This window comes from uncultured Roseibium sp. (assembly GCF_947499295.1).
GTDB lineage: Bacteria > Pseudomonadota > Alphaproteobacteria > Rhizobiales > Stappiaceae > Roseibium.
The window spans coordinates 25,078-44,490 of record NZ_CANMNP010000012.1; the positions used below are offsets into that span (position 1 = coordinate 25,078).

Below are 19,413 nucleotides of genomic sequence, written 5' to 3' on the forward strand. Positions count from 1 at the left end.
ATTGAAGAAAAACAAAAATCGAAACACGTGGAAAAATCACCGTCAATTATTGGCTGTAGAGATATGCTCACCATGCACAAACGCAGGTTCCCAGTGTGCGCTGGCTTCAAGCGCAGCAATAACAAGTCGCGCGGGGCTCTCGGGATGAATGACCAGGAAGAACACCACATGTGCGGTGGTGAAAGCCCAAATAGCGCAATCCTTTGCTGCTGAGCGGAGCTGTTTAGTTCTATGGGCTATGAACGTCGAGCGCTCAATGCGGGGAAAGTGCTGGTAGACAAGGACCGACTTGCCGTCGTCGTAGAACCCAGCCACCTCATCAAAATAAAGGTATTTAGACGAGTTCTTTCGCCCTTTTGGCAACGTAACTTCCAGCCCATTGTCTGGATCGAAAAATATGAGATCAGCGCTGCGAAACTGCGCCGAACAGCGTTCCATGAATTCCGCACGGGCAATACGATCATCAGCCAGCATTTCGTTGAAATAACTTGCACCGGTTACCGTGTCGCTTTCTTCAATGGCCTGCAATCGCCGCCGATCCGGTTCAGCGGATGCATGACCCAGAATATCGAACAGGGCTGGGTCGAACTGGCGATAGCGATCTGCCTGTTGAAGGTATGCGAGCTTCCCGCCGTCGGAGCTTCCGTCCGATGGCGTCAGCATCCAACAAACGCCGATGCTGTTGATTCCTTCTGCCGATAATGCTCGTAGGAGCGCATATTTTCGATAGTCGTTGATGTCTCCGACATATTGGTGCTTCACGTCATTTGCTCCGAATCTGAATTGGAGCAAGCATGTCAGAATACCCTAATTTGGGGTACTTTAATTTAGGGTATTATTGGAGCGCTGGTCCTTGCACTGGCGTTTCCATTGTCTTCACTTCGTTCCGAACTCTATCAGCGAATGATCACCCTGCTTGTGCAGGCGAGGAAAGATGCTGGACTGACACAGGTCGAGTTGGGGAAGCGGCTTGGTCAGCGACAAACATTTGTTTCTAAGTTTGAGCTTGGAGAACGGCGTCTCGACGTGGCTGAGTTCATAGAGATTTGCCGAGCGATTGGGGCCGACCCACACGACATAATCCGAATGGCAGAATCCAGCGCCTCCTGAGAGCATCGGTCGATACAAACCTAGAATGCTCTTTTCCGGAGATTAATGCACTGCGGCGACAGTGCGATTTCACACTGCGTCGAACCAAGAATCTTGTAACCGCGTGGTAACCCTGGCCATCTGGACGTTGTTGAATGCGAAAGGAAACTGAGGCCAAAAACAACAAAAGCCGCGGAGAGCCGCGGCTTTTGTTTATTTCGAATTTGGAGCGGGCGATGGGATTCGAACCCACGACCCCAACCTTGGCAAGGTTGTGCTCTACCCCTGAGCTACACCCGCATAATGTTCCGGCACCCGGCGAAGTCCGCCCCGGCATCGGTGGCGCAGTATATGGACTAAGCTGAAGCGGAATGCAACACCGAATTTGCAGAAATTTTATTGGCTGTCGTTCTGTGGAGTTTGTGCGGCTTCTTCGTTTCAAACTCGCAGAATTCCGCCGCTTTTTTGCATTCTTTTTTCTTGTCGCCACCTTCCGAATTGCGTTAGACAGCGCTGAAAGCGATAATTTCAGGAAAAAACATGCCCGCATCCCGTGACGACCTCATGACCTTCTTCAAGGATCTGGAAATCGAGGTTACGACGACTGACCACGACCCGGTGTTCACAGTGGCCGAATCCGGCGATCTGCACGACAGGATCCCGGGCGGACACACCAAAAACCTGTTCGTCAAGGACAAGAAGGGCCGTCTGTTTCTGATCGTGCTGCTTCATGATGCTGAGGTCGATCTCAAGAAGGTTCACCAAATCATTGGCGGACAGGGGCGTGTCTCCTTTGGCAACGCGGACCTGCTGATGGAGGTGCTGGGCGTCGAACCGGGCTCGGTTACACCTTTCTCTCTTATCAACGACCGGGAGAGCCAGCGGGTCACGCCCGTTTTCGATGCGGCCATGATGCAGCATGAAGTGCTGAATTATCATCCGCTTAAAAATGATGCGACAACGTCGATCGCAAAAAGCGACCTTTTGAAATTTGCCGAGGCGTGCGGACACAGCGCTGCGGTTCTGGCCGTGAGCGAAGAAGCAAAAGCGGCCGGTCTTTGACCGGCTGATTTCAGGATTTGTAATTCGGTCGCTGCGGAGCCATGTTAGGGGCCAATTCAACCGAATATGATGATTTGATTCCAGACGGTCCGCGGCAAGCGGAGCCGTCGAAGTTTAAGAGGCGGCACATGAGCAACGGCAACTACAATATTGGCGGCCAGGTCGGCGGTGGTTTCGGCGCCAGCATGGGTGGCGATTACGGTAGCCAGGGTGGTGGTTTTGGAGGCGACGGTGGCGGTGATGGTCCGACCGGTGGCGATCTCATTTTTGATGTGACCACGCAGACCTTCATGGCCGATGTTATGGAAGCCTCCCGGCAGCAACCCGTTCTGGTGGATTTCTGGGCACCCTGGTGTGGTCCCTGCAAACAGCTGACCCCAATCATCGAGGCAGCTGTCAAAGCAGCCGGCGGTACCGTCAAGCTGGCCAAGATGAACATTGAAGACCACCCGGAAATCGCCGGGCAAATGGGCATTCAGTCCATTCCGGCCGTTGTTGCCTTCAAGGACGGTCAGCCGGTTGACGGTTTCATGGGAGCTCAGCAGGAGAGCCAGGTGAAGGAATTCATCGAAAAGCTTGCTGGTCCAGCGCCCGTGAATCAGGCTGATGCCTTTTTGGAACAAGCCGAGCAGCTGCTTGTTGAAAAGGACTTTGGTCAGGCGGCGCAGCTCTTCGGTGCTGTCATGCAGATGGATCCGGACAATGTGAAGGCCATTTGCGGTCTGGCACAGTGTTATCTTGGTGCGGATGAGCTTGAGCGCGCCGCGCAGGCACTGGAAATGGTGCCGGAAGACAAGCGCTCGGAAGAGGCCTATACGGCGGCAAAGGCAGCGCTCGACCTTGCTGAGCAAGCAGCCTCGCTTGGCGACCTTGCCGGGTTTCATGAACGGATTGAAAAGGACCCGCAGGACCTGCAGGCGCGGTTCGATCTGGCGCTCGGTCTCAACGGCAAGGGCGACAAGAACGGTGCGGTCGACCAACTGATTGAAATCGTGCGCACCGACAGGGAATGGAACGAAGACGGCGCGCGCAAGCAGCTGCTGCAATTCTTTGAGGCCTGGGGCTTCAAGGATCCGGCAAGCGCTTATGGCCGCCGGAAACTTTCCGCCGTTCTGTTTTCTTGACGATTGCAGCAAGTGACACACATTTAGGGAAGCATCATGCTGGCGATATTGCGAAAATAACGAAAACAATGAAGGCGCTGTAATGCAGGCAGGAAACGCCATTTACGAGACGATTGCGGACTTGCCTCCGGCTTTGCCGGTATTCCCGCTTTCAGGTGCCCTGTTGCTTCCCAGGACGCAATTGCCGCTCAATATTTTCGAGCAACGATATATCGACATGGTGGACGCCGCGCTTGCAGGCAATCGGCTGATCGGCATGGTCCAACCCTTGCCAGAGCGCCTGGCCGGAGATCCGGATACCCTGGATCTGGCAAGTGTCGGCTGTGTTGGACGTTTGACGAGTTTTCAGGAAACTGGAGATGGACGTTACCTGATCACCCTTCAGGGTATAACCCGGTTCTCGCTTGGCAATGAGCGCAAGAACTACAGCCGTTTCCGTGAAGTCGAATGTGATTTTGCCGCCTTTGCAAATGATTTGAGGTGCGGCGAGGGCGAAGACGACGTCGACCGGAATGGTCTTTTGAAAACTCTGCGCAGTTATCTGGATGCGAACAATCTGGAGGCGGATTGGCAGAGCGTTTCGGAAGCTGAGACGGAAGTGCTTGTCAACGCCTTGTGCATGATGTGTCCTTACGGCCCTCAGGAAAAGCAAGCTTTGCTTGAAGCGCGGGATCTCAGAACCCGAGCGGAGACTTTGATTGCGATCACCGAGATGGATCTGGCAAGATCACAGAATGACGGTGGTTCGACGCTGCAGTGAAACCAGGCCGGCGCTTTTGAGAGACTGAACAATTATGAGCGAAACAAGTGAACGCACCGTAGACCGCAAGCTGTTGGAGTTGCTGGTCTGTCCGGTGACAAAATCCACGCTGGAATATGATGCGGAAGCGCAGGAGCTGATTTCTCGCTCCGCCAAGCTGGCCTATCCGATCCGAAACGGTATACCGATCATGCTGCCCGATGAGGCGCGCGCATTGGAAGATTGAGACGGAGTAGCTGACAAACATAAAAAGCCCGGGCCGTTGCCCGGGCTTTTTTCGTTTCTGTGAACCGGGTCAGTACCCTCGGAACATTGGCATCAAGTTCAAGATAATGATCTGCCGCAGGAAGATAATCCCGAGCAGCAAGATGACCGGAGAAATGTCAATGCCACCAAGATTCGGCAGAAACCTCCGAATAGGCCTCAATGCAGGCTCGGTCAGATTGTAGAGTGCCCTGCCGATCGAATTGATGATCTGGTTGTTGGAATTGATGATGTTGAAGGCATAGAGCCAGGAGAAAATTGCACTGGCGATAATGATGTAGAAGTAGAGATCCAGTGCAATGAGGATCACGTTGAAGAGTGCGGTCATGGTCTGGTCCGTTGCCGTTCAATATCTGTCTTTGTCATCATGTAGCTTTCCGGCGTGGCCGCTGCAAGGCGAGCCGACATTTAACCGGGTTTTGTTTAATGCCTGCAACCAGCGATGCTAAATTGCAACAGTTGCACAAAACCGGGATTCCTTAGGCTTTGTATAAGCCTTAGTCGTGCTATCTTCCCTGCCAATGGGAATCCCTATGGATGTTATCTGAATGTTGAAGCTGTTTTCGCGCGCTGCGCTTGCCCTTGCCCTGAGCGCCGTGACCGGTAGCGCACTGGCTCAAAGTGGCGATCTTTCCGCTCAGGATGCCAATCGTCAGTTCGTGGTTGACCTGGGTATCGGCGCCATTGCCAAGCCGCGCTACGAAGCGGCAGACTCTTACCTGATCTATCCGTTCCCGATCGTTTCGGTTGGCCGGTTCTATCTGCCGGGACTTGGACAGGTTGTTGATGGCCGGCGTAAAAGCGGAATTTTCTTCTTTCCATCGTTCAACTTTATCGGCGAGCGCAAGGCCAGCGACAGCAATGACCTGCGCGGCACACGAACCATTGACTGGGCAGTTGAACTTGGTCTTGGCGGTGGGTTCCGGACAGAGCATTTCCGTGCTTTTGCCGAACTGCGCCAGGGTATCAATGGCCACACCGGGCAAGTGGGTCAGCTTGGTCTGGACGGTATCGTCTATCCGGCTGAAAAGTGGGAAGTGTCCTTCGGTCCACGCGCCGATTTCGCAACGGATGACTACATGGACACCTATTTTGGTGTGACGAGTTCCGAGGCCGCTGCAAGCGGTGGGCGCCTGACACGGTATGACCCAAGCGGGGGTTTCAAGAGCGTTGGCCTGGCAGCACGTGCCAGCTACGACTGGAACGACGATGTGCGTTTGCATATTCAGGGCGGGTATGACCGTCTGGTTGGCGATGCTGCCGACAGCCCGATCGCCAGAAATGGCAGCAAAGACCAGTTCAGCCTGGGCGTTGGTGTGAGTTACCGTTTCGCATTCGATCTCTTCGATTGAGTTGAAAAAGTAAACGACGATTGGAAAAGGAGGCCTTGAGCCTCCTTTTTTGTGAACGTGAGCACCGCCTGCTGAGCACAGCTCCCAAAAGCCGATCATCCAGGCCGGCCTGCAACGGCAGGCGTCCCGCCGCAACTTTGTCCGGTATTGACCTTTTAAAGAAGAAAATCGCAACCCCGATCCAGACGGCTTGCAGGCGCTCTGACTCCGTGCGCGCAGCCTGAGCAGGCGCGGGTGTATTGCGCTCCTGTGACTTGTGACAGTATCGTAGTGGCAATGCCGAGGGAGGAAGGCATGCGCGATCATGATCATGTGAGCGAGATCGACCGGGTTCTCAATGGCATTGAAACCGGCCGGGACGGGCTTGTCTCTCAAAGCTGGCGCCGCTGCGTTGAAACCTACGGCATGGACCCGACGCGCCCGGAGCCGGCGCATATCGTAACGGCCGATCAGCTTCGCGAACACCAGGAACAGTCGGAACGTCTGATTGCGACAGCCCGGTCTGGCCTTCAAAGCCTATTCAAACAGGTTGCCGGCCAGAATTACGTCCTCTTGCTGGCGGACGCAAAAGGCATTTGTGTCGACTTCTTCGGTGATCCACGGTTTGAAGATGAGCTGCGGCAGGCTGGTCTCTATCTGGGATCTGACTGGTCTGAAGAACTTGCGGGAACGTGTGGTGTTGGCTCTTGTCTTGTGACCGGCGAGGCCGTGACGATCCATCAAAGTGATCACTTCGGGCTCGCGCATACGCCATTGTCCTGCACGTCTGCGCCGATCTATGACACAAGCGGCAAACTTGCAGCCGTTCTCGATATTTCGTTGCTGCGGTCCCCCTCACCGAAGTCGAGCCAGAACCTTGCGATGAACCTTGTCAGGGCATCAGCACGGCGGGTTGAAATGGCCAACCTCATGGCCATGACGCGCCGGGACTGGGTTTTGCGGTTTTCGACTTCGGCTGAATTCCTGGAGGTTGACCCCGAGGCTGCTGTTGCGCTTGACGATAACGGCACGATTATCGGTATGACCCACGGAGCCAGGAAATGTCTGGCCCCTGATGGCCGAACCGACCTGGTCGGCACCCGGATCGACATGCATATGGATCTGGATGTCGATGCGTTGCCGGACCTAATGCGCGGCCGGCCAACGGAGGAACGGGTCCTGCGGCTTCGCGATGGGCGAGGCCTCTTCGGGCACGCTATCGCGCCACAGTCAGCACGCCTCCCACCTCATCACGAAACCGGCTCGGTCACGGGCCCCTTGCGCAGTTTTTGCGGTCCTGATCCTTTGCTGCGGCAACTCATGTCGAAGGTCGCGCGCCTTGCCCCGACACAGGTCCCATTGCTGCTCTTGGGTGAAACGGGAACCGGCAAGGAGTATCTCGCGCGGGCAATTCACGTGCTTGGCCCTGCGGACAGGTCGTTCCATCTCGTGACATGTGCGGGATTGGACAAGCCACAGATCGACGGCTTGCGCACCGCAGGTGCGGGAACCCTTTTCCTCAAAGGCATTGAAGATCTGGATGCCGACGGCCAGGGCGCTGTTCTGGCATTGTTGGAGACAAGGGACGATTTGCGTGTGATCGCTTCCACGCGTCAGGACCCCGCAGGACCACAGGTTGCCCAACTGATTCGGCCGGAACTCTATTTCCGATTGGCTGGGGCTGTACTGCCAGTCTCTCCGTTGCGTCATCGCCAGGATTTTGAGTGGCTGGTCGACCGCCTCCTGAGGCGATCTCCCCGGAATTTCCGACTTTCTCCGGCGGCACTTGCCGAACTTCGCGGGCGGGAATGGCAAGGCAATATTCGAGAGCTTGCAACTGCGCTCGATATTGCAATGGCGCTTTCGGAAGGGTCCGTAATCGATCTCCCGGATCTGCCTCCTCCTCCTCTTGCCAGGCACATTGAGACAGATCCGACGGAGGATCTGGAGTCGCTGCTTGACGCGTGTAACTGGAACATGGCCGTGACCGCACGGCGTCTCGGCGTAAACCGCTCGACGGTTCTGCGCCGTGTGCGCAAGGCGGGTCTGTTGCGCAAGATCTGACGCAACTGTTGCGCGTTGTTGCGCACGCAACGCCGCGACCACATTCGGGCATCTAAATCGCTCAAAGTGCGGCCGCTCGATGGCAAGTCGATGCCACCCTCTGCAATGCTCTCGCATCTGAACAAAGAGCGGAACTGCGGGAGGAATGCAATGCTCGACACACCTTTGATCCACCAGACCGAAACGTTTCTAAAGACGTTTGGCGATGCCCTTGAAGCGGGAAAGATCGATGAAGCGGTGGAAATGTTCCAGGACGATTGCTACTGGCGGGATCTGGTCGCTTTTACCTGGAATATCAAGACAGTCGAAGGCAAAGAGCAGGTCAAAGACTTGCTCTCGCATCAACTGGCTTCAACCGCACCCAGGAACTGGCAACTGGCCGACGGCGAGGTGCCCACCGAAGAGGGTGGTGTTGTGACAGCCTGGATCCAGTTCGAAACCGCACTTGCCCGTGGCTACGGCCTGCTCAGGCTCAAGGACGGCAAGATCTGGACCCTTCTGACAACGATGGTTGAACTCAAGGGGCACGAAGAGCCCAAAGGGTTTGACCGGCCTCTGGGTGCCAAACACGGCGCGGCAAAACATTGCGCGACCTGGAAAGAGGAGCGAGAGGCCGAAGCGACGGAGCTTGGCTATTCAAAGCAACCTTACTGCGTGATCATAGGCGGCGGACAGGGCGGAATTGCACTTGGCGCCCGGCTCCGTCAACTCGGTGTTCCGACCATCATCGTTGAAAAGAACGAACGCCCCGGGGACAGTTGGCGCAACCGGTACAAGTCGCTCTGCCTTCATGACCCTGTCTGGTACGACCATCTTCCCTATATCAAATTCCCTGAAAACTGGCCTGTTTTCAGTCCGAAAGACAAGATCGGCGACTGGCTGGAAATGTACACAAAAGTGATGGAGCTGAACTACTGGACGCGCTCGGTCGCCAAGTCAGCCAGGTATGACGATGCAACAAAGGAATGGACTATCGTCGTGGATCGGGATGGTGAAGAAGTCGTCTTGCGGCCGAAGCAACTTGTCATGGCAACCGGCATGTCGGGCAAAGCCAATATTCCTGTGTTACCCGGGATGGATAGCTTCAAGGGAGACCAGCAACATTCGTCCAAGCATCCGGGCCCTGATGCTTATCGCGGCAAGAAAGCTGTTGTCGTCGGCTCCAACAATTCAGCACATGACATTTGTGCGGCCCTCTGGGAAGGGGATGTCGATGTCACCATGGTCCAGCGCTCGTCAACCCACATTGTGCGATCAGATACGCTTATGGAAGTCGGTCTTGGCGCACTCTATTCCGAAGAGGCCGTGCGCGCGGGTGTAACGACCGAGAAGGCCGATCTCATATTCGCATCATTACCCTACAGGATCCTGCATGAATTCCAGATCCCGGCTTATGCGGAGATGAAGAAACGCGATGCCGATTTCTACGATGGTCTTGAAAAAGCGGGGTTCTGGCTTGATTGGGGCGACGACGACAGCGGTCTCTTCATGAAATACCTGCGCCGCGGCTCCGGGTACTACATCGATATCGGTGCCAGCCAGCTCATCATCGACGGTGAAATCAAGTTGAAGCGTGGTCAGGTGACTGAAGTCGTTGAAGACGGGGTGCTACTGGACGACGGGTCCAAACTGGAGGCGGATCTGATTGTTTATGCGACCGGATATGGGTCCATGAACGGCTGGGTTGCCGATTTGATGGGACAGGACATGGCCGACAAAGTCGGCAAGGTTTGGGGACTTGGTTCGAGCACGACCAAAGATCCAGGCCCCTGGGAAGGCGAGCAACGAAACATGTGGAAGCCGACCCAGCAGGATGCGCTGTGGTTCCATGGTGGCAATCTTCACCAGTCCCGCCACTATTCTCAGTTTCTGGCGCTGCAGCTGAAAGCACGGATGGAAGGTTTGCCCACCTCGGTCTACGGGCTCCAGGATGTCCATCATCTGTCTTGACTAAAAAAGCGGCCCGCACAACAAGGCGGGCCGCAATCAACTAGAACTCAGCAGTGGCCTTTGAAGGACAAGAAGCGTGCTTTTTCTGGTCGCAAGAAAAATCAAGTGGGACAAACCTTTCCTATCGCTTCAGGTTCCGGTCGGCATCCGGACCTAATAGGAACATTTGATCAGCTTGATACCGCTCGGCAGTTTGGTGTTTTCGTCTCCACAAGCGCCAAGAATACGGCTGGGATCAAGATTGCTGGCACCCGTCAGATCCGCGCCGACAAGGCGTGTTCTCCTGAGCAGCGCGCCATCAAAATCGACGCCCGTCAAATTGGCGCCCGTCAGATCCGCACTGACGAGGCGGACGCCGCTGAAATCCGCATCCGCGAAATTGGCATTGTGAGCCTTGATGCGGTCGAGCTTTGCCTGACGAAGCCGGGCATTTTCAAAATTGGCGTTGCTCAGGTCGACGCGCTCCAGGTTGACCTCGTCCATTTTTGCGCCTTTGAAGGACGCGTTTTCAGCAACGGATCTGATGAAAGAGGCATTTCTGATGTCCGAACCATCGAACACAGCGCCGGTCAGGATGGTCGTGTTCAGGTCGGCTTCGCGAAGGTCGGTGTCCTCAAATTTGGCGTTGCTCAAGTTTGCTTTTTCCAGATCGACGGAGCGCATGGTGGCGTCTGTAAAGTCACTGCCGGAAAAGTCCGCACGCTCAGCTTCCGCTCTGCGAAAATCCGCTCTTTGAAAATTCGCATTGGGTAGGATCGCCTCCTTGAGATCAACTTCCCGAAGATTGGCGCGGCTGAAGTCGGCATTTTCGACATTTAAGAACCTGAGTTCAGCCAGGCGCAGATCGCAGCGCGGGCATCCCCCCTTTTCCTTGATCTCCGCCATGCGTTCCAGGTCACTATCGGCGATTGCGCTGCCGGAAACGGCAAATAGCGCAAAGGCGCCGAGGCAGCCTGCCAGAATTTGGAATACCTTGTCGCCCATTGCTCATCCCTTTTTGAATGCTTCTATAGAAATAGGTCTCCAAAACGGCAGTTTAAGGACCGTTGCGCCCTACTAGACCGGAAAATATGAAAAAGAAATGAGATGGACGTCAAGAAGTGCTGATTACACCGAGCGCCTTCAAAGGAATTGCAGTGGGGAAATGACTGGCCGGGAAGGGGCGGAAGGAAGAAGCGGGCGGGGTCGCAGATGCCCGCTTCTTCCATCACAAAAGCGCTGACGACGCACAACCTGACAATCAGCGTACCATTCCATTCGCAAAAGCCTTGCCAGTTTGAAATTGCCAGTAATGTATCAAGATCTGGCCACGCGGTGCTCCCGCAGCACTAGATGCTGATTTCATTTAGAATTGCTTCACCATTCGTGCATTGCAATTTGCAAGGCTGCCTGCAAGATACGGTTAGCAAAGCGTTAAGAGATTTCCGACTGCAGGTCGATGGTCGACCGTTTGCCGATGTCTTCGTAGTGTGTGTCCAGCCACACTTTGGCGGTTTCGCGCCCAAGATCCCGCAATTCGGTCAGGAAGCTCCATTCGGCATTGAGTTTGGACGATGCCTGCAGCGGTTTCAGTTCGCTGGCGAATATCCGGTGCATGTGCACCTTGGTGTATTCTTCATCAGACAGCTTGCCGTCCTCAATAAGCCGCGTAACGAAATCGATCGCGCGCAGTTCCCGAAGCAGCGTTGAGTTGAAAGTGATCTCGTTCAGTCTATTGACGATTTCTCGCGCCGTTTTGGGCACTTGTCTGCGCTCTAGCGGATTGATCTGGATAAGGACAACATCCGGAGTATCCGTGTTGTAGAACAGCGGATAAAGGGGCGGATTGCCCATGAAACCCCCATCCCAATAAGGCTCGCCGTCAATCTCGACGGCCTGGAACAGTTGCGGCAGACAGGCTGAGGCCATCACCGCATCGATCGTGACTTCCTTTTCGCTGAAGATCCGAATTTTGCCCGAAAAAACATTGGTTGCGGCAATGAACAACTTTAACCCCGAACAACAGTGCACTTTCTCGAAGTCGACGATGTCGTCGACGACGTCCCTGAGCGGATTCATGTTCAGCGGATTGAACTCATAAGGAGAGGCGAAGCGCGACATGACGTCGAAATAAAGATAGCTCGGCGAATGGTCGAGGCTCCATTCTCCCAGCAGAATGTCGAGCGGCGAGCGTTGTATCGGGCTGAACTGGGCGCGTGCGCTGACTTCGCGCCAGAAAGCTTCAAGGCTGGCTCTGGCTCCGTCTTCTCCGCCTGCTTCCATACCACTGGCCATAACAACAGCATTCATGGCACCGGCGGATGTCCCAGTGATGGCATCTATGGCAAAGCGGCTGTCTTCCAGGAACCAGTCGAGCACACCCCAGGTGAAGGCGCCGTGAGCACCGCCACCTTGAAGAGCGAGATTTATTTTCTTGGGCGAGGCCACGACAGCCCTCCGTGATCAGCTGTCATCAGCCTGACAGGCGTTATTGTGCGGTCCAGCCGCCGTCGATCGGCAGGATCGAACCTGTAATTGACGCAGCATCGTCTGAGCACAGGAATGCGGCATAGGCGGCGACCTGCTCGATGGTTACGAATTGTTTGGTCGGCTGGGCCTTCAGCAGAACGTCTTTCTTGACCTCTTCTTCGGTCATGTTGCGCGCTTTCATGGTGTCGGGGATCTGCCGCTCCACCAAGGGCGTCCAAACGTAACCGGGGCAGATCGCATTGACCGTAATGCCTTGTTCGGCAACTTCCAGGGCAACGGTTTTTGTCAGGCCGGCAATTCCGTGCTTCGCAGCCACATAAGCGGATTTATACGGCGAGGCGACTAACGCGTGCGCCGAGGCAGTGTTTATGACCCGGCCCCAACCACGCTTTTTCATACCCGGCAAGGCCGCGCGAACAGCATGGAAGGCAGAAGACAGGTTGATGGCGATGATCGCGTCCCACTTGTCGACCGGGAATTCGTCGACGGGAGAAACATGTTGGATGCCCGCATTGTTTACAAGGATATCGACGGATCCGAATTCCTTCTCCGCGTCGGAGATCATGGCGGCGATTTCATCACCGCTCAGCATGTTTGCACCTGAATAGGTGCAGCGCACACCAAAATCGGTTTCAACGGCCGCGCGGGTCTTCTCGATCTCGTCTGCATCACCGAGGCCGTTGATCACCACATTGGCACCCTTTGCCGCAAATGCTCTGGCACACCCAAGGCCGATGCCGGATGTGGAGCCAGTTACGACGGCGGTTTTGTTGGCAAGCATTCAAGATCTCCCAATGAGAAAAACAGTTGGCCAACATTCGACCAGTTCTCGCCGCGCTGCAACATCGGAATGCTGAAAAGTGATTGACGCGTCACAAATGCTCGACATTGGTCCGATGCGAGTTTTCCAAAGTTGACTAGCGCCGATCCATCTTGTGGGCTCCGGCCAAGGCTTTGCGTGCTTTGGCGCGCGCGGCGGATTTTATTTCGTCCGCCATTGTGTAGTCCTCGGTCCTCAACCCTAGCTTCTCAGCAAAACGCTCGCGGATTAGCCCGTAAAACGTGGCATGGAGGCTGGCGAAGATCCAGACGAAGATGAGCATGGTGCCCATCGGGAATATGGCAGACCTGATTTGCGGCCAAAGTTCGCTGGCGGGCAACAAGCCATCGCTGATGCTGAGCAGCAAGCCCCACATCGCGATCAGAAACCCGGCCAGTAGGCTCATGACCAGGGCCGCAAAAGCCATGGCCCAGCCAAGCCCCGACGTTGCCCGCCAGCTTTCTTTCAAGGTGAGGGGGTCGTCGACGGCCGCGGCCGGCAAGACAACCGACAGGCGCTGGACCACCATGAGCGCAATGAAAGGTGCCAGAAAAAGAAGCAGCAGACCGAAACCGGCGGTTACGGCTGCCAGCAGGGAGGCAACTATGACCAGAGGTATCAGCGAAAGCATGCCGATCAACCCCAGGATGATCTGGTTGAGAATGACGCGAATGGTGCGTTTGCCGAACACAATCGGAAAGTCGTTGGCTTCGATCAGAATGCGGCGAACGTAGGCAATCGCAATTGAAAACCCGACCAGCAGGTTGGCGATCGCCGCCAGCGCGCGCAGCGCTCCCTCGTCGGCTTCTGCCACTGGCTCCGTCATGTAGGAAACGGTCTTGAAGCCATTTTCAGGCATCAATGTGCCACCAATCGCAAAATTGAGAGCTATTAGAAGAAGGATATAGGCCCAGCCGGTTCTGAAAAGCGTGCCGACGTTGTGCTGTGCCAAGGAAAACGACCGTTCCAGAACGGTAATGAACATATCCTGCTCCCGGATAGACCGCTGTCATTGCCCAAGGTAGGGATTCTGCTCAAAAAACACCAGATGGGGCCGTCCTGGTCAGTTCAGTTCGGGCTTGTCAGCGGTTTCAGGCTGCTCTGTCGCAATGCGGTATCCGGCTGTAATCACGGAGATGCCGAGCACCGTCACGATGATCTGCAGCAACACGTTCAGAACCAGAACCTTGATCTGAATGAGAACGACCGGCAGGCTGGCTCCGGCAAGCGCCAGAACATATTGAAGGCCCATGCTGACGAGCAGGAAAGGAAGAGACAGGACAATCAGCGACCAGAGCATGCGCCAACCCAGTCCGTTGCCGAGCCTGTGCGCTTCCATGATGCCCATCGGCCTTTCAATCGCAACGGCCGGCAAGGCGAGATTCAGCCGCACCAGATGTGGCATGATCCAGAAGAGCATGAGGCCTGCGGCCAGAAGGGTCCCGACAACCGGCGGCAATGCCATACCCAGCAGCGACACCACGATCATGACCGGTATGAGCACCAGCATTGAAATGAAAAACAGCTGGATCAATTTCCAGACAAACTGCAGCTCAAGGGGGCCAAGTCTGAGGTGAAATGTTGCCGGTTGTTCGCCCAGAAGACCGAATCTGTGCCAGGCAACTGCTATGGAGGCGGACGCTGCCAAGGCAACCACAGCGCTGATCAGGATCAAAAGTATGCCGGTGCCCGACAGATTGCCGACTTCGGCTTCCCCTGAGATATCACCGCCGATCATCAGTACGATCAATGACAAGACGAATTGAAGCGCAAACCAGGCTCCGCATGTTTTGAATACCGTTTCGAGATTGCCGAACACAATGGCGATTGAGTCGGTCAGAAGCCGTTTGAACATGCGGTTTCCCTGAAATGAGCCGGAACGAAAGGTCTAAAACTGTCTCTCGGCCTTGTAATTGCTCGGATTGGCGAATGCAACGAAAGCTGGCAAGCGTGTGGGTCGTACCGGTGTAAATTGTCCTTTTTCGCCGCAGCCTTTAATCCTTCGCTGGAAAGTCGCGCCAAGATGCCTCATATGGTTGGCAAACGTGAAAGGTCCGATTGGTTTCTGTCATGATTGATGATTTCGCAAACCCGCTGCCACGCCGCAATTCCGTCGGTGTGAGCGTTGGCAATGTCATGGTCGGTGGCGGCGCACCGATTGTGGTGCAATCGATGACCAACACAGATACCGCAGATGCGGATTCAACCGTTGCTCAAGTGGCAGCACTGGCTCGTGCCGGGTCGGAAGTCGTGCGGATCACGGTTGACCGGGCAGAGGCCGCCGCCCAGGTGCCGCGAATCAAGGAACGGCTTGATAGAATTGGCGTAGACGTACCGCTGGTCGGCGACTTTCACTATATCGGCCACAAGCTGCTCAATGACTATCCGGACTGTGCCGCCGCTCTCGACAAATACCGGATCAATCCTGGCAATGTCGGCTTCAAGGCGAAGCGTGACACTCAGTTCTCCCAAATCATCGACATTGCGCTCAAATATGACAAGCCGGTGCGGATCGGTGTGAACTGGGGATCGCTTGACCAGGAGCTTTTAACAAAGCTGATGGATGAAAACGCGGAAAGTGTTGCGCCCGTTTCGGCCTCGGCCGTTATGCGCGAGGCGATTATCCAATCCGGGCTTTTGTCAGCCGAGCGTGCCGAAGCTCTTGGAATGGGACGGGACAAGATCATCCTTTCGGCAAAGGTCAGCCAGGTCCAGGATCTGATCGCCGTTTATGCCGATCTGGCACGCCGGTGCGACTACGCCCTGCATCTTGGCCTGACCGAGGCCGGTATGGGCACCAAAGGGATTGTTTCTTCCGCAGCCTCCATGGGGATCCTGCTGCAGCAGGGCATCGGAGACACCATCAGGGTATCGCTGACGCCGGAACCCGGCGGTGACCGCACCAGGGAAGTGCAGGTCGCGCAGGAGCTTTTGCAGGTCATGGGCTTTCGTGCATTCGTGCCGATTGTCGCCGCATGCCCAGGATGCGGGCGGACAACATCGACTGTGTTCCAGGAACTCGCGGGCGATATTCAGGACCACATTCGGGCGTCCATGCCGTCCTGGCGGGAACAATATCCAGGTGTTGAAAATCTCAACGTTGCTGTCATGGGCTGTATCGTCAACGGCCCGGGCGAATCCAAACATGCAGACATTGGCATATCGCTGCCCGGAACCGGTGAGACACCATCAGCGCCGGTATTTGTCGACGGCGAGAAAGTCACGACGCTGCGTGGTGAGGGCATCGCTGACGAGTTCAAGCAAATGGTATTGGAATATATTGAAAAACGGTATGGATCCGATCCTAAATCCAACTCGGATGCCGCTTAAGGAATCCGGACCTTCTGACATCAGTCGATAGTAGCGCTCTTCCAGGGAACACGCAGAATATGACGCATGGTGACCCCGAGCCACAGAAAAAGCCGATCCTCATCATCACGTCGCAGGTGGTACGTGGGGGGATAAGTGGCAGAGGTTTGAGTTTTGCGCTGGAACGGATCGGACACGATGTCTGGTTTCTGCCCACTATACTGCTTCCCTGGCATCCCGGGCATGGCAAAGGAACCCGGATCGTTCCGGCAAGCGCCGATTTCAATTCCATTGCCGCGGACCTTGCGGGCTCGGACAAGATTGGTGAAATCGGAGCTGTGATTTCAGGGTATCTTGGTGAGGCTTCGCAAGCGGAAGCCGTTGCCGGTCTGGTGGAAGCCGTCAAACAAAAGGCGCCCGGCACGCCTTATGTGTGCGATCCGGTCATGGGTGACCATACCTCCGCCTCCGGAGGTGGTCTTTACGTTCCCGAGGCAACGGCGCATGCGATACGTGACAGGCTGGTTCCACTTGCGGACATCGTCACACCCAACACATTTGAGCTCGGTTGGCTGACAGGCCGGACTGTTGAAAGCGAACTTGACGCACTGGCAGCCGCTCGGACCCTTGGCAACGAGCGGGTTCTTGTGACCTCCTCACCAGCGATGCGACGGAATGCGATTGCAAATTTGCTGGCGGGGCCTCGAGGTGCTGTTGCCGCCGAGCATGCGGCCATTGCGAACCCGCCGCACGGAACTGGTGATCTGATTGCGGGACTGTTCTTGAGCAACTCTCTGGAAGGCCTTGATGACGAAGAGGCTCTCAAAAGGGCTTCTGCCTCGGTTTTTGAGCTTGTTGCGCGAAGTGTCAAAAAGGGTGCTGATGAATTGCTGTTTGCTGAAGAACAGCAGTCGGTTGTCCGCGCCATGGCGCTCGTAACCTCAAGGCGGATATTGGAAGCAAAGTCACGTGCCTGAAGACCGGCCGAAATATGTTGCCGGTGTCGACGGTTGCAAGATCGGCTGGGTCGCGGTGCTCCGTAATCTGACCGATCCGGCTGATATTGCCTTGAAAGTGTTTCCAGCGTTTGCAGACATTCTTCAGCATCAGCCCTTCCTCTCGGTCATTGCCGTCGATATGCCGATTGGTTTGCCGGACACGATCGGACCTGGAGGGCGGGGACCGGAAAAAGCCGTCCGTCGGCACCTTGGTGACCGTCAGTCGTCCGTCTTTCAGGTTCCGGCGCGCCCTGCCGTTTATGAAGAGGATTATCGCCTGGCTAGCGAGGTTGCGATGAGAACGTCGCAACCTCCCAAGAAGGTTTCCAAGCAGTGTTTTTATCTCTTTCCGAAAATGCGCGACATTGATGCGGTTATGACACCGGAGCTGGAGGCACGGGTGTTTGAAGTGCACCCCGAACTTGCCTTCTGGCGGCTGAACGGTGAGCAGGCGATGAGCCTTCCGAAAAAGATCAAAAGCCGGGCCAATCCGGATGGACTGGATCAGCGGCGGGATCTGCTCATGTCACACGGAACGCCGCGAGACTTTCTGGACCAGAAACCACCGCGAGGCTGCGGCCGGGATGACCTTCTGGATGCGGCTGCCAATTCTCTCATTGCCGAGCGGATCTTGAAGGGCGAGGCCGAACCCTTTCCGAAGGACTATCGGCGAGACGACCGTGCCTTGCGGATGGCGATCTGGGCGTGATGCAAAATTGGACGCGGTTCAAGGCTCCCGGCTTAGAACTTAAAGCGTTTCAAGCAGACCCAGAATATCGGCCTTAAGATCAGTTCCTCTCGCGATGCCGCCATGGCATGGAATGATCATGTTCGGCGTCTCATGCTCCAAGCACTCTTGAACCCAGGCTGAAAACATCTCTTTGTCAGCAAGGCCGTATTTCGGGAATGTCTTCAGGAAGCCAAGAGCTGGTTCAGGAGTATTCTTGTCCGAAACGCCGCAAAATGCATCTGTGACAACCCAGGCAACGCCGCCATCGCCCTTCACTCGGAGCCAAACCTCGCCGGTTTTCAAACCATCGGGCTCAAGAAGGGTAATATGGTCAGGGAGAGCTTCGGCCAGTGCGGACAATGAACCGAATGGCGTTCCGGTGATTTTTTCAAGTCTTGGCCTGGCATTCTCGGAGCAAACCGGCTTTGCGTGCGGGTACGCTCCAATGTGCTCAGGAACGGCCTTGTTGTGATAGTGGTTGGGTGCCAGCAGGAAGCGGATCGGGGCCGCTTCGGCGGCGACACCGCTGGTCTTTTCAACGGGGCTATAAAGACACGTCCCGCCGCCCTCAAGACCGACGACATTGCATCTGAGATTGCCGCGCTGGACGGTCCAGAGGCTTTCGTGTCCCTCTATCCGGACAAGGGTAGCTGCAGGCTTGCTCATGACGTCTCCATAGCGGTGAGCTGTTCGCACAAAAGGTCGACGAGGTGCCTGCCTGCGTTGTTTTTTCCCTCCAGCCGGTTCTGGGCGTGGACACCCATCACCGCCGACACCAGCCCCTTGGCAAAAGCTTTGATGTCTGTCGAAGTTGAAATTCGTCCAGCATCGAGTGCGTTCTGTAGGCAAGCCTCGAAACAGTTTTCCAGCGCGTCCCAATAGTGTCTGGCCGCCTTGTCCAGGTCGGCGCTGCCGACCCGTGCATTCTCGATACCGGTATTGACGACGAGGCATCCATAAGGGCTCGAAGTCATCGAGCCATCGGTTATCAGGGACCTGAGAAAAGCAATGATTTCGGGGATGCTGCCACTGTCCCTCATGGGCTCCATTGCGATCGAAATTGCCTGTTCGGAATAAAACCGGAGTGCGGCAAGATACAGTCCCTCCTTGCCACCAAATTCACTCCGGAGCGCAAACTGATTGAGCCCGGTCAGGCGCTCCAGCTCACGGACGCCCAGTGCCTGGTAGCCGTGTTGCCAGAAAGCGTAGGTGGCACGCTTCACAACTTCTTCGGGGTCATAACCCTTTGGTCTAGCCATAAGACTGTTTCTCTTCATTTGTATAGAAACTAATTTCTATGCAATTGTAGAGAAATGTCAATGCCAGATTTTTCGTAACGGAAACGATGCGATTCGCCTTGCGTCAGTCCGTGATTTTCTCTTTCAAAGAGAACCTGTTAAAAGGCCGTCCTGCCACAGTCACACCACTGCCGGCCATTTCGGG

General features: G+C 55.6%; 20 protein-coding genes and 1 tRNA gene. 11 read left to right on the top strand and 10 right to left on the bottom strand.

The features are described 5' to 3' along the window. Nucleotides 1-42: 42 nt before the first annotated feature. On the bottom strand, nucleotides 43-762 hold the full coding sequence (locus tag Q0835_RS18055) for a hypothetical protein (RefSeq protein WP_298963573.1): 720 nt from the start codon (nucleotides 760-762) through the stop codon (nucleotides 43-45). Between the two features lie 141 nt (nucleotides 763-903). On the opposite strand from Q0835_RS18055, the gene Q0835_RS18060 reads away from it, so the two are divergent. Continuing rightward, nucleotides 904-1,110, top strand: coding sequence for a helix-turn-helix transcriptional regulator (locus tag Q0835_RS18060; protein ID WP_298963730.1), 207 nt, complete (start codon nucleotides 904-906; stop codon nucleotides 1,108-1,110). A 204-nt stretch (nucleotides 1,111-1,314) separates the two neighbouring features. Here the strand turns inward: Q0835_RS18060 and Q0835_RS18065 are convergent. Next, nucleotides 1,315-1,389: transfer RNA gene (locus tag Q0835_RS18065), tRNA-Gly, on the bottom strand. Between the two features lie 240 nt (nucleotides 1,390-1,629). On the opposite strand from Q0835_RS18065, the gene Q0835_RS18070 reads away from it, so the two are divergent. The 4 genes from Q0835_RS18070 to Q0835_RS18085 all read left to right on the top strand — a co-directional run bounded on the left by Q0835_RS18070 (nucleotide 1,630) and on the right by Q0835_RS18085 (nucleotide 4,261). Then, the gene (locus Q0835_RS18070; RefSeq protein WP_298963574.1) at nucleotides 1,630-2,151 is read left to right on the top strand and encodes a prolyl-tRNA synthetase associated domain-containing protein; all 522 of its coding nucleotides are present in this window, start codon (nucleotides 1,630-1,632) and stop codon (nucleotides 2,149-2,151) included. Between the two features lie 128 nt (nucleotides 2,152-2,279). After that, the gene (gene trxA, locus Q0835_RS18075; RefSeq protein ID WP_298963575.1) at nucleotides 2,280-3,275 is read left to right on the top strand and encodes a thioredoxin; all 996 of its coding nucleotides are present in this window, start codon (nucleotides 2,280-2,282) and stop codon (nucleotides 3,273-3,275) included. An 82-nt stretch (nucleotides 3,276-3,357) separates the two neighbouring features. Next, complete coding sequence (locus tag Q0835_RS18080) at nucleotides 3,358-4,035, top strand: LON peptidase substrate-binding domain-containing protein (RefSeq protein WP_298817399.1); 678 nt, start codon at nucleotides 3,358-3,360, stop codon at nucleotides 4,033-4,035. 34 nt (nucleotides 4,036-4,069) lie between these two features. Beyond that, nucleotides 4,070-4,261 carry a Trm112 family protein gene (locus Q0835_RS18085; protein WP_298817397.1) on the top strand — a complete coding sequence of 64 codons (192 nt, stop codon included), beginning with the start codon at nucleotides 4,070-4,072 and terminating at the stop codon, nucleotides 4,259-4,261. A 69-nt stretch (nucleotides 4,262-4,330) separates the two neighbouring features. Here Q0835_RS18085 and Q0835_RS18090 read toward each other — a convergent pair whose 3' ends face one another. Next, complete coding sequence (locus Q0835_RS18090; protein ID WP_265679725.1) at nucleotides 4,331-4,627, bottom strand: YggT family protein; 297 nt, start codon at nucleotides 4,625-4,627, stop codon at nucleotides 4,331-4,333. 220 nt (nucleotides 4,628-4,847) lie between these two features. On the opposite strand from Q0835_RS18090, the gene Q0835_RS18095 reads away from it, so the two are divergent. The 3 genes from Q0835_RS18095 to Q0835_RS18105 all read left to right on the top strand — a co-directional run bounded on the left by Q0835_RS18095 (nucleotide 4,848) and on the right by Q0835_RS18105 (nucleotide 9,644). Next, nucleotides 4,848-5,651, top strand: a complete 804-nt coding sequence (locus Q0835_RS18095) for a MipA/OmpV family protein (RefSeq protein ID WP_298817390.1) — start codon at nucleotides 4,848-4,850, stop codon at nucleotides 5,649-5,651. 294 nt (nucleotides 5,652-5,945) lie between these two features. Next, a complete protein-coding gene (locus Q0835_RS18100) occupies nucleotides 5,946-7,694 on the top strand; it encodes a sigma-54-dependent Fis family transcriptional regulator (protein WP_298963576.1) in 1,749 nt (582 codons plus the stop codon). Nucleotides 7,695-7,844: 150 nt separating this feature from the next. Then, on the top strand, nucleotides 7,845-9,644 hold the full coding sequence (locus tag Q0835_RS18105; protein ID WP_298963577.1) for an NAD(P)/FAD-dependent oxidoreductase: 1,800 nt from the start codon (nucleotides 7,845-7,847) through the stop codon (nucleotides 9,642-9,644). 153 nt (nucleotides 9,645-9,797) lie between these two features. Here Q0835_RS18105 and Q0835_RS18110 read toward each other — a convergent pair whose 3' ends face one another. The 5 genes from Q0835_RS18110 to Q0835_RS18130 all read right to left on the bottom strand — a co-directional run bounded on the left by Q0835_RS18110 (nucleotide 9,798) and on the right by Q0835_RS18130 (nucleotide 14,788). Beyond that, a complete protein-coding gene (locus Q0835_RS18110; protein WP_298817382.1) occupies nucleotides 9,798-10,628 on the bottom strand; it encodes a pentapeptide repeat-containing protein in 831 nt (276 codons plus the stop codon). A gap of 429 nt (nucleotides 10,629-11,057) precedes the next feature. Next, nucleotides 11,058-12,071, bottom strand: coding sequence for a patatin-like phospholipase family protein (locus tag Q0835_RS18115; protein WP_298817379.1), 1,014 nt, complete (start codon nucleotides 12,069-12,071; stop codon nucleotides 11,058-11,060). Between the two features lie 40 nt (nucleotides 12,072-12,111). Continuing rightward, the gene (locus Q0835_RS18120) at nucleotides 12,112-12,894 is read right to left on the bottom strand and encodes a 3-hydroxybutyrate dehydrogenase (RefSeq protein ID WP_298817376.1); all 783 of its coding nucleotides are present in this window, start codon (nucleotides 12,892-12,894) and stop codon (nucleotides 12,112-12,114) included. 136 nt (nucleotides 12,895-13,030) lie between these two features. Further along, on the bottom strand, nucleotides 13,031-13,918 hold the full coding sequence (locus Q0835_RS18125) for a 4-hydroxy-3-methylbut-2-en-1-yl diphosphate synthase (RefSeq protein ID WP_298963578.1): 888 nt from the start codon (nucleotides 13,916-13,918) through the stop codon (nucleotides 13,031-13,033). A gap of 78 nt (nucleotides 13,919-13,996) precedes the next feature. After that, nucleotides 13,997-14,788, bottom strand: coding sequence for a hypothetical protein (locus tag Q0835_RS18130; RefSeq protein ID WP_298963580.1), 792 nt, complete (start codon nucleotides 14,786-14,788; stop codon nucleotides 13,997-13,999). Nucleotides 14,789-15,003: 215 nt separating this feature from the next. On the opposite strand from Q0835_RS18130, the gene ispG reads away from it, so the two are divergent. From ispG to Q0835_RS18145, 3 genes are read left to right on the top strand one after another with little or no spacing between them, the layout of a single operon-like run. After that, nucleotides 15,004-16,263, top strand: coding sequence for a flavodoxin-dependent (E)-4-hydroxy-3-methylbut-2-enyl-diphosphate synthase (gene ispG, locus Q0835_RS18135; RefSeq protein WP_298963582.1), 1,260 nt, complete (start codon nucleotides 15,004-15,006; stop codon nucleotides 16,261-16,263). 59 nt (nucleotides 16,264-16,322) lie between these two features. Continuing rightward, complete coding sequence (gene pdxY, locus Q0835_RS18140) at nucleotides 16,323-17,219, top strand: pyridoxal kinase (protein WP_298963584.1); 897 nt, start codon at nucleotides 16,323-16,325, stop codon at nucleotides 17,217-17,219. Next, nucleotides 17,212-17,949 carry a DUF429 domain-containing protein gene (locus Q0835_RS18145; RefSeq protein ID WP_298963586.1) on the top strand — a complete coding sequence of 246 codons (738 nt, stop codon included), beginning with the start codon at nucleotides 17,212-17,214 and terminating at the stop codon, nucleotides 17,947-17,949. The genes pdxY and Q0835_RS18145 overlap by 8 nt, the downstream gene beginning before the upstream one ends. Nucleotides 17,950-17,988: 39 nt before the next feature. Here Q0835_RS18145 and Q0835_RS18150 read toward each other — a convergent pair whose 3' ends face one another. Then, entirely contained in the window at nucleotides 17,989-18,636 is a 648-nt protein-coding gene (locus Q0835_RS18150; RefSeq protein WP_298963588.1) for a hypothetical protein, read from the bottom strand. Continuing rightward, the gene (locus tag Q0835_RS18155) at nucleotides 18,633-19,229 is read right to left on the bottom strand and encodes a TetR/AcrR family transcriptional regulator (RefSeq protein WP_298963589.1); all 597 of its coding nucleotides are present in this window, start codon (nucleotides 19,227-19,229) and stop codon (nucleotides 18,633-18,635) included. Before Q0835_RS18155 ends, Q0835_RS18150 begins: the two co-directional genes overlap by 4 nt. Between the last annotated feature and the right edge of the window lie 184 nt (nucleotides 19,230-19,413).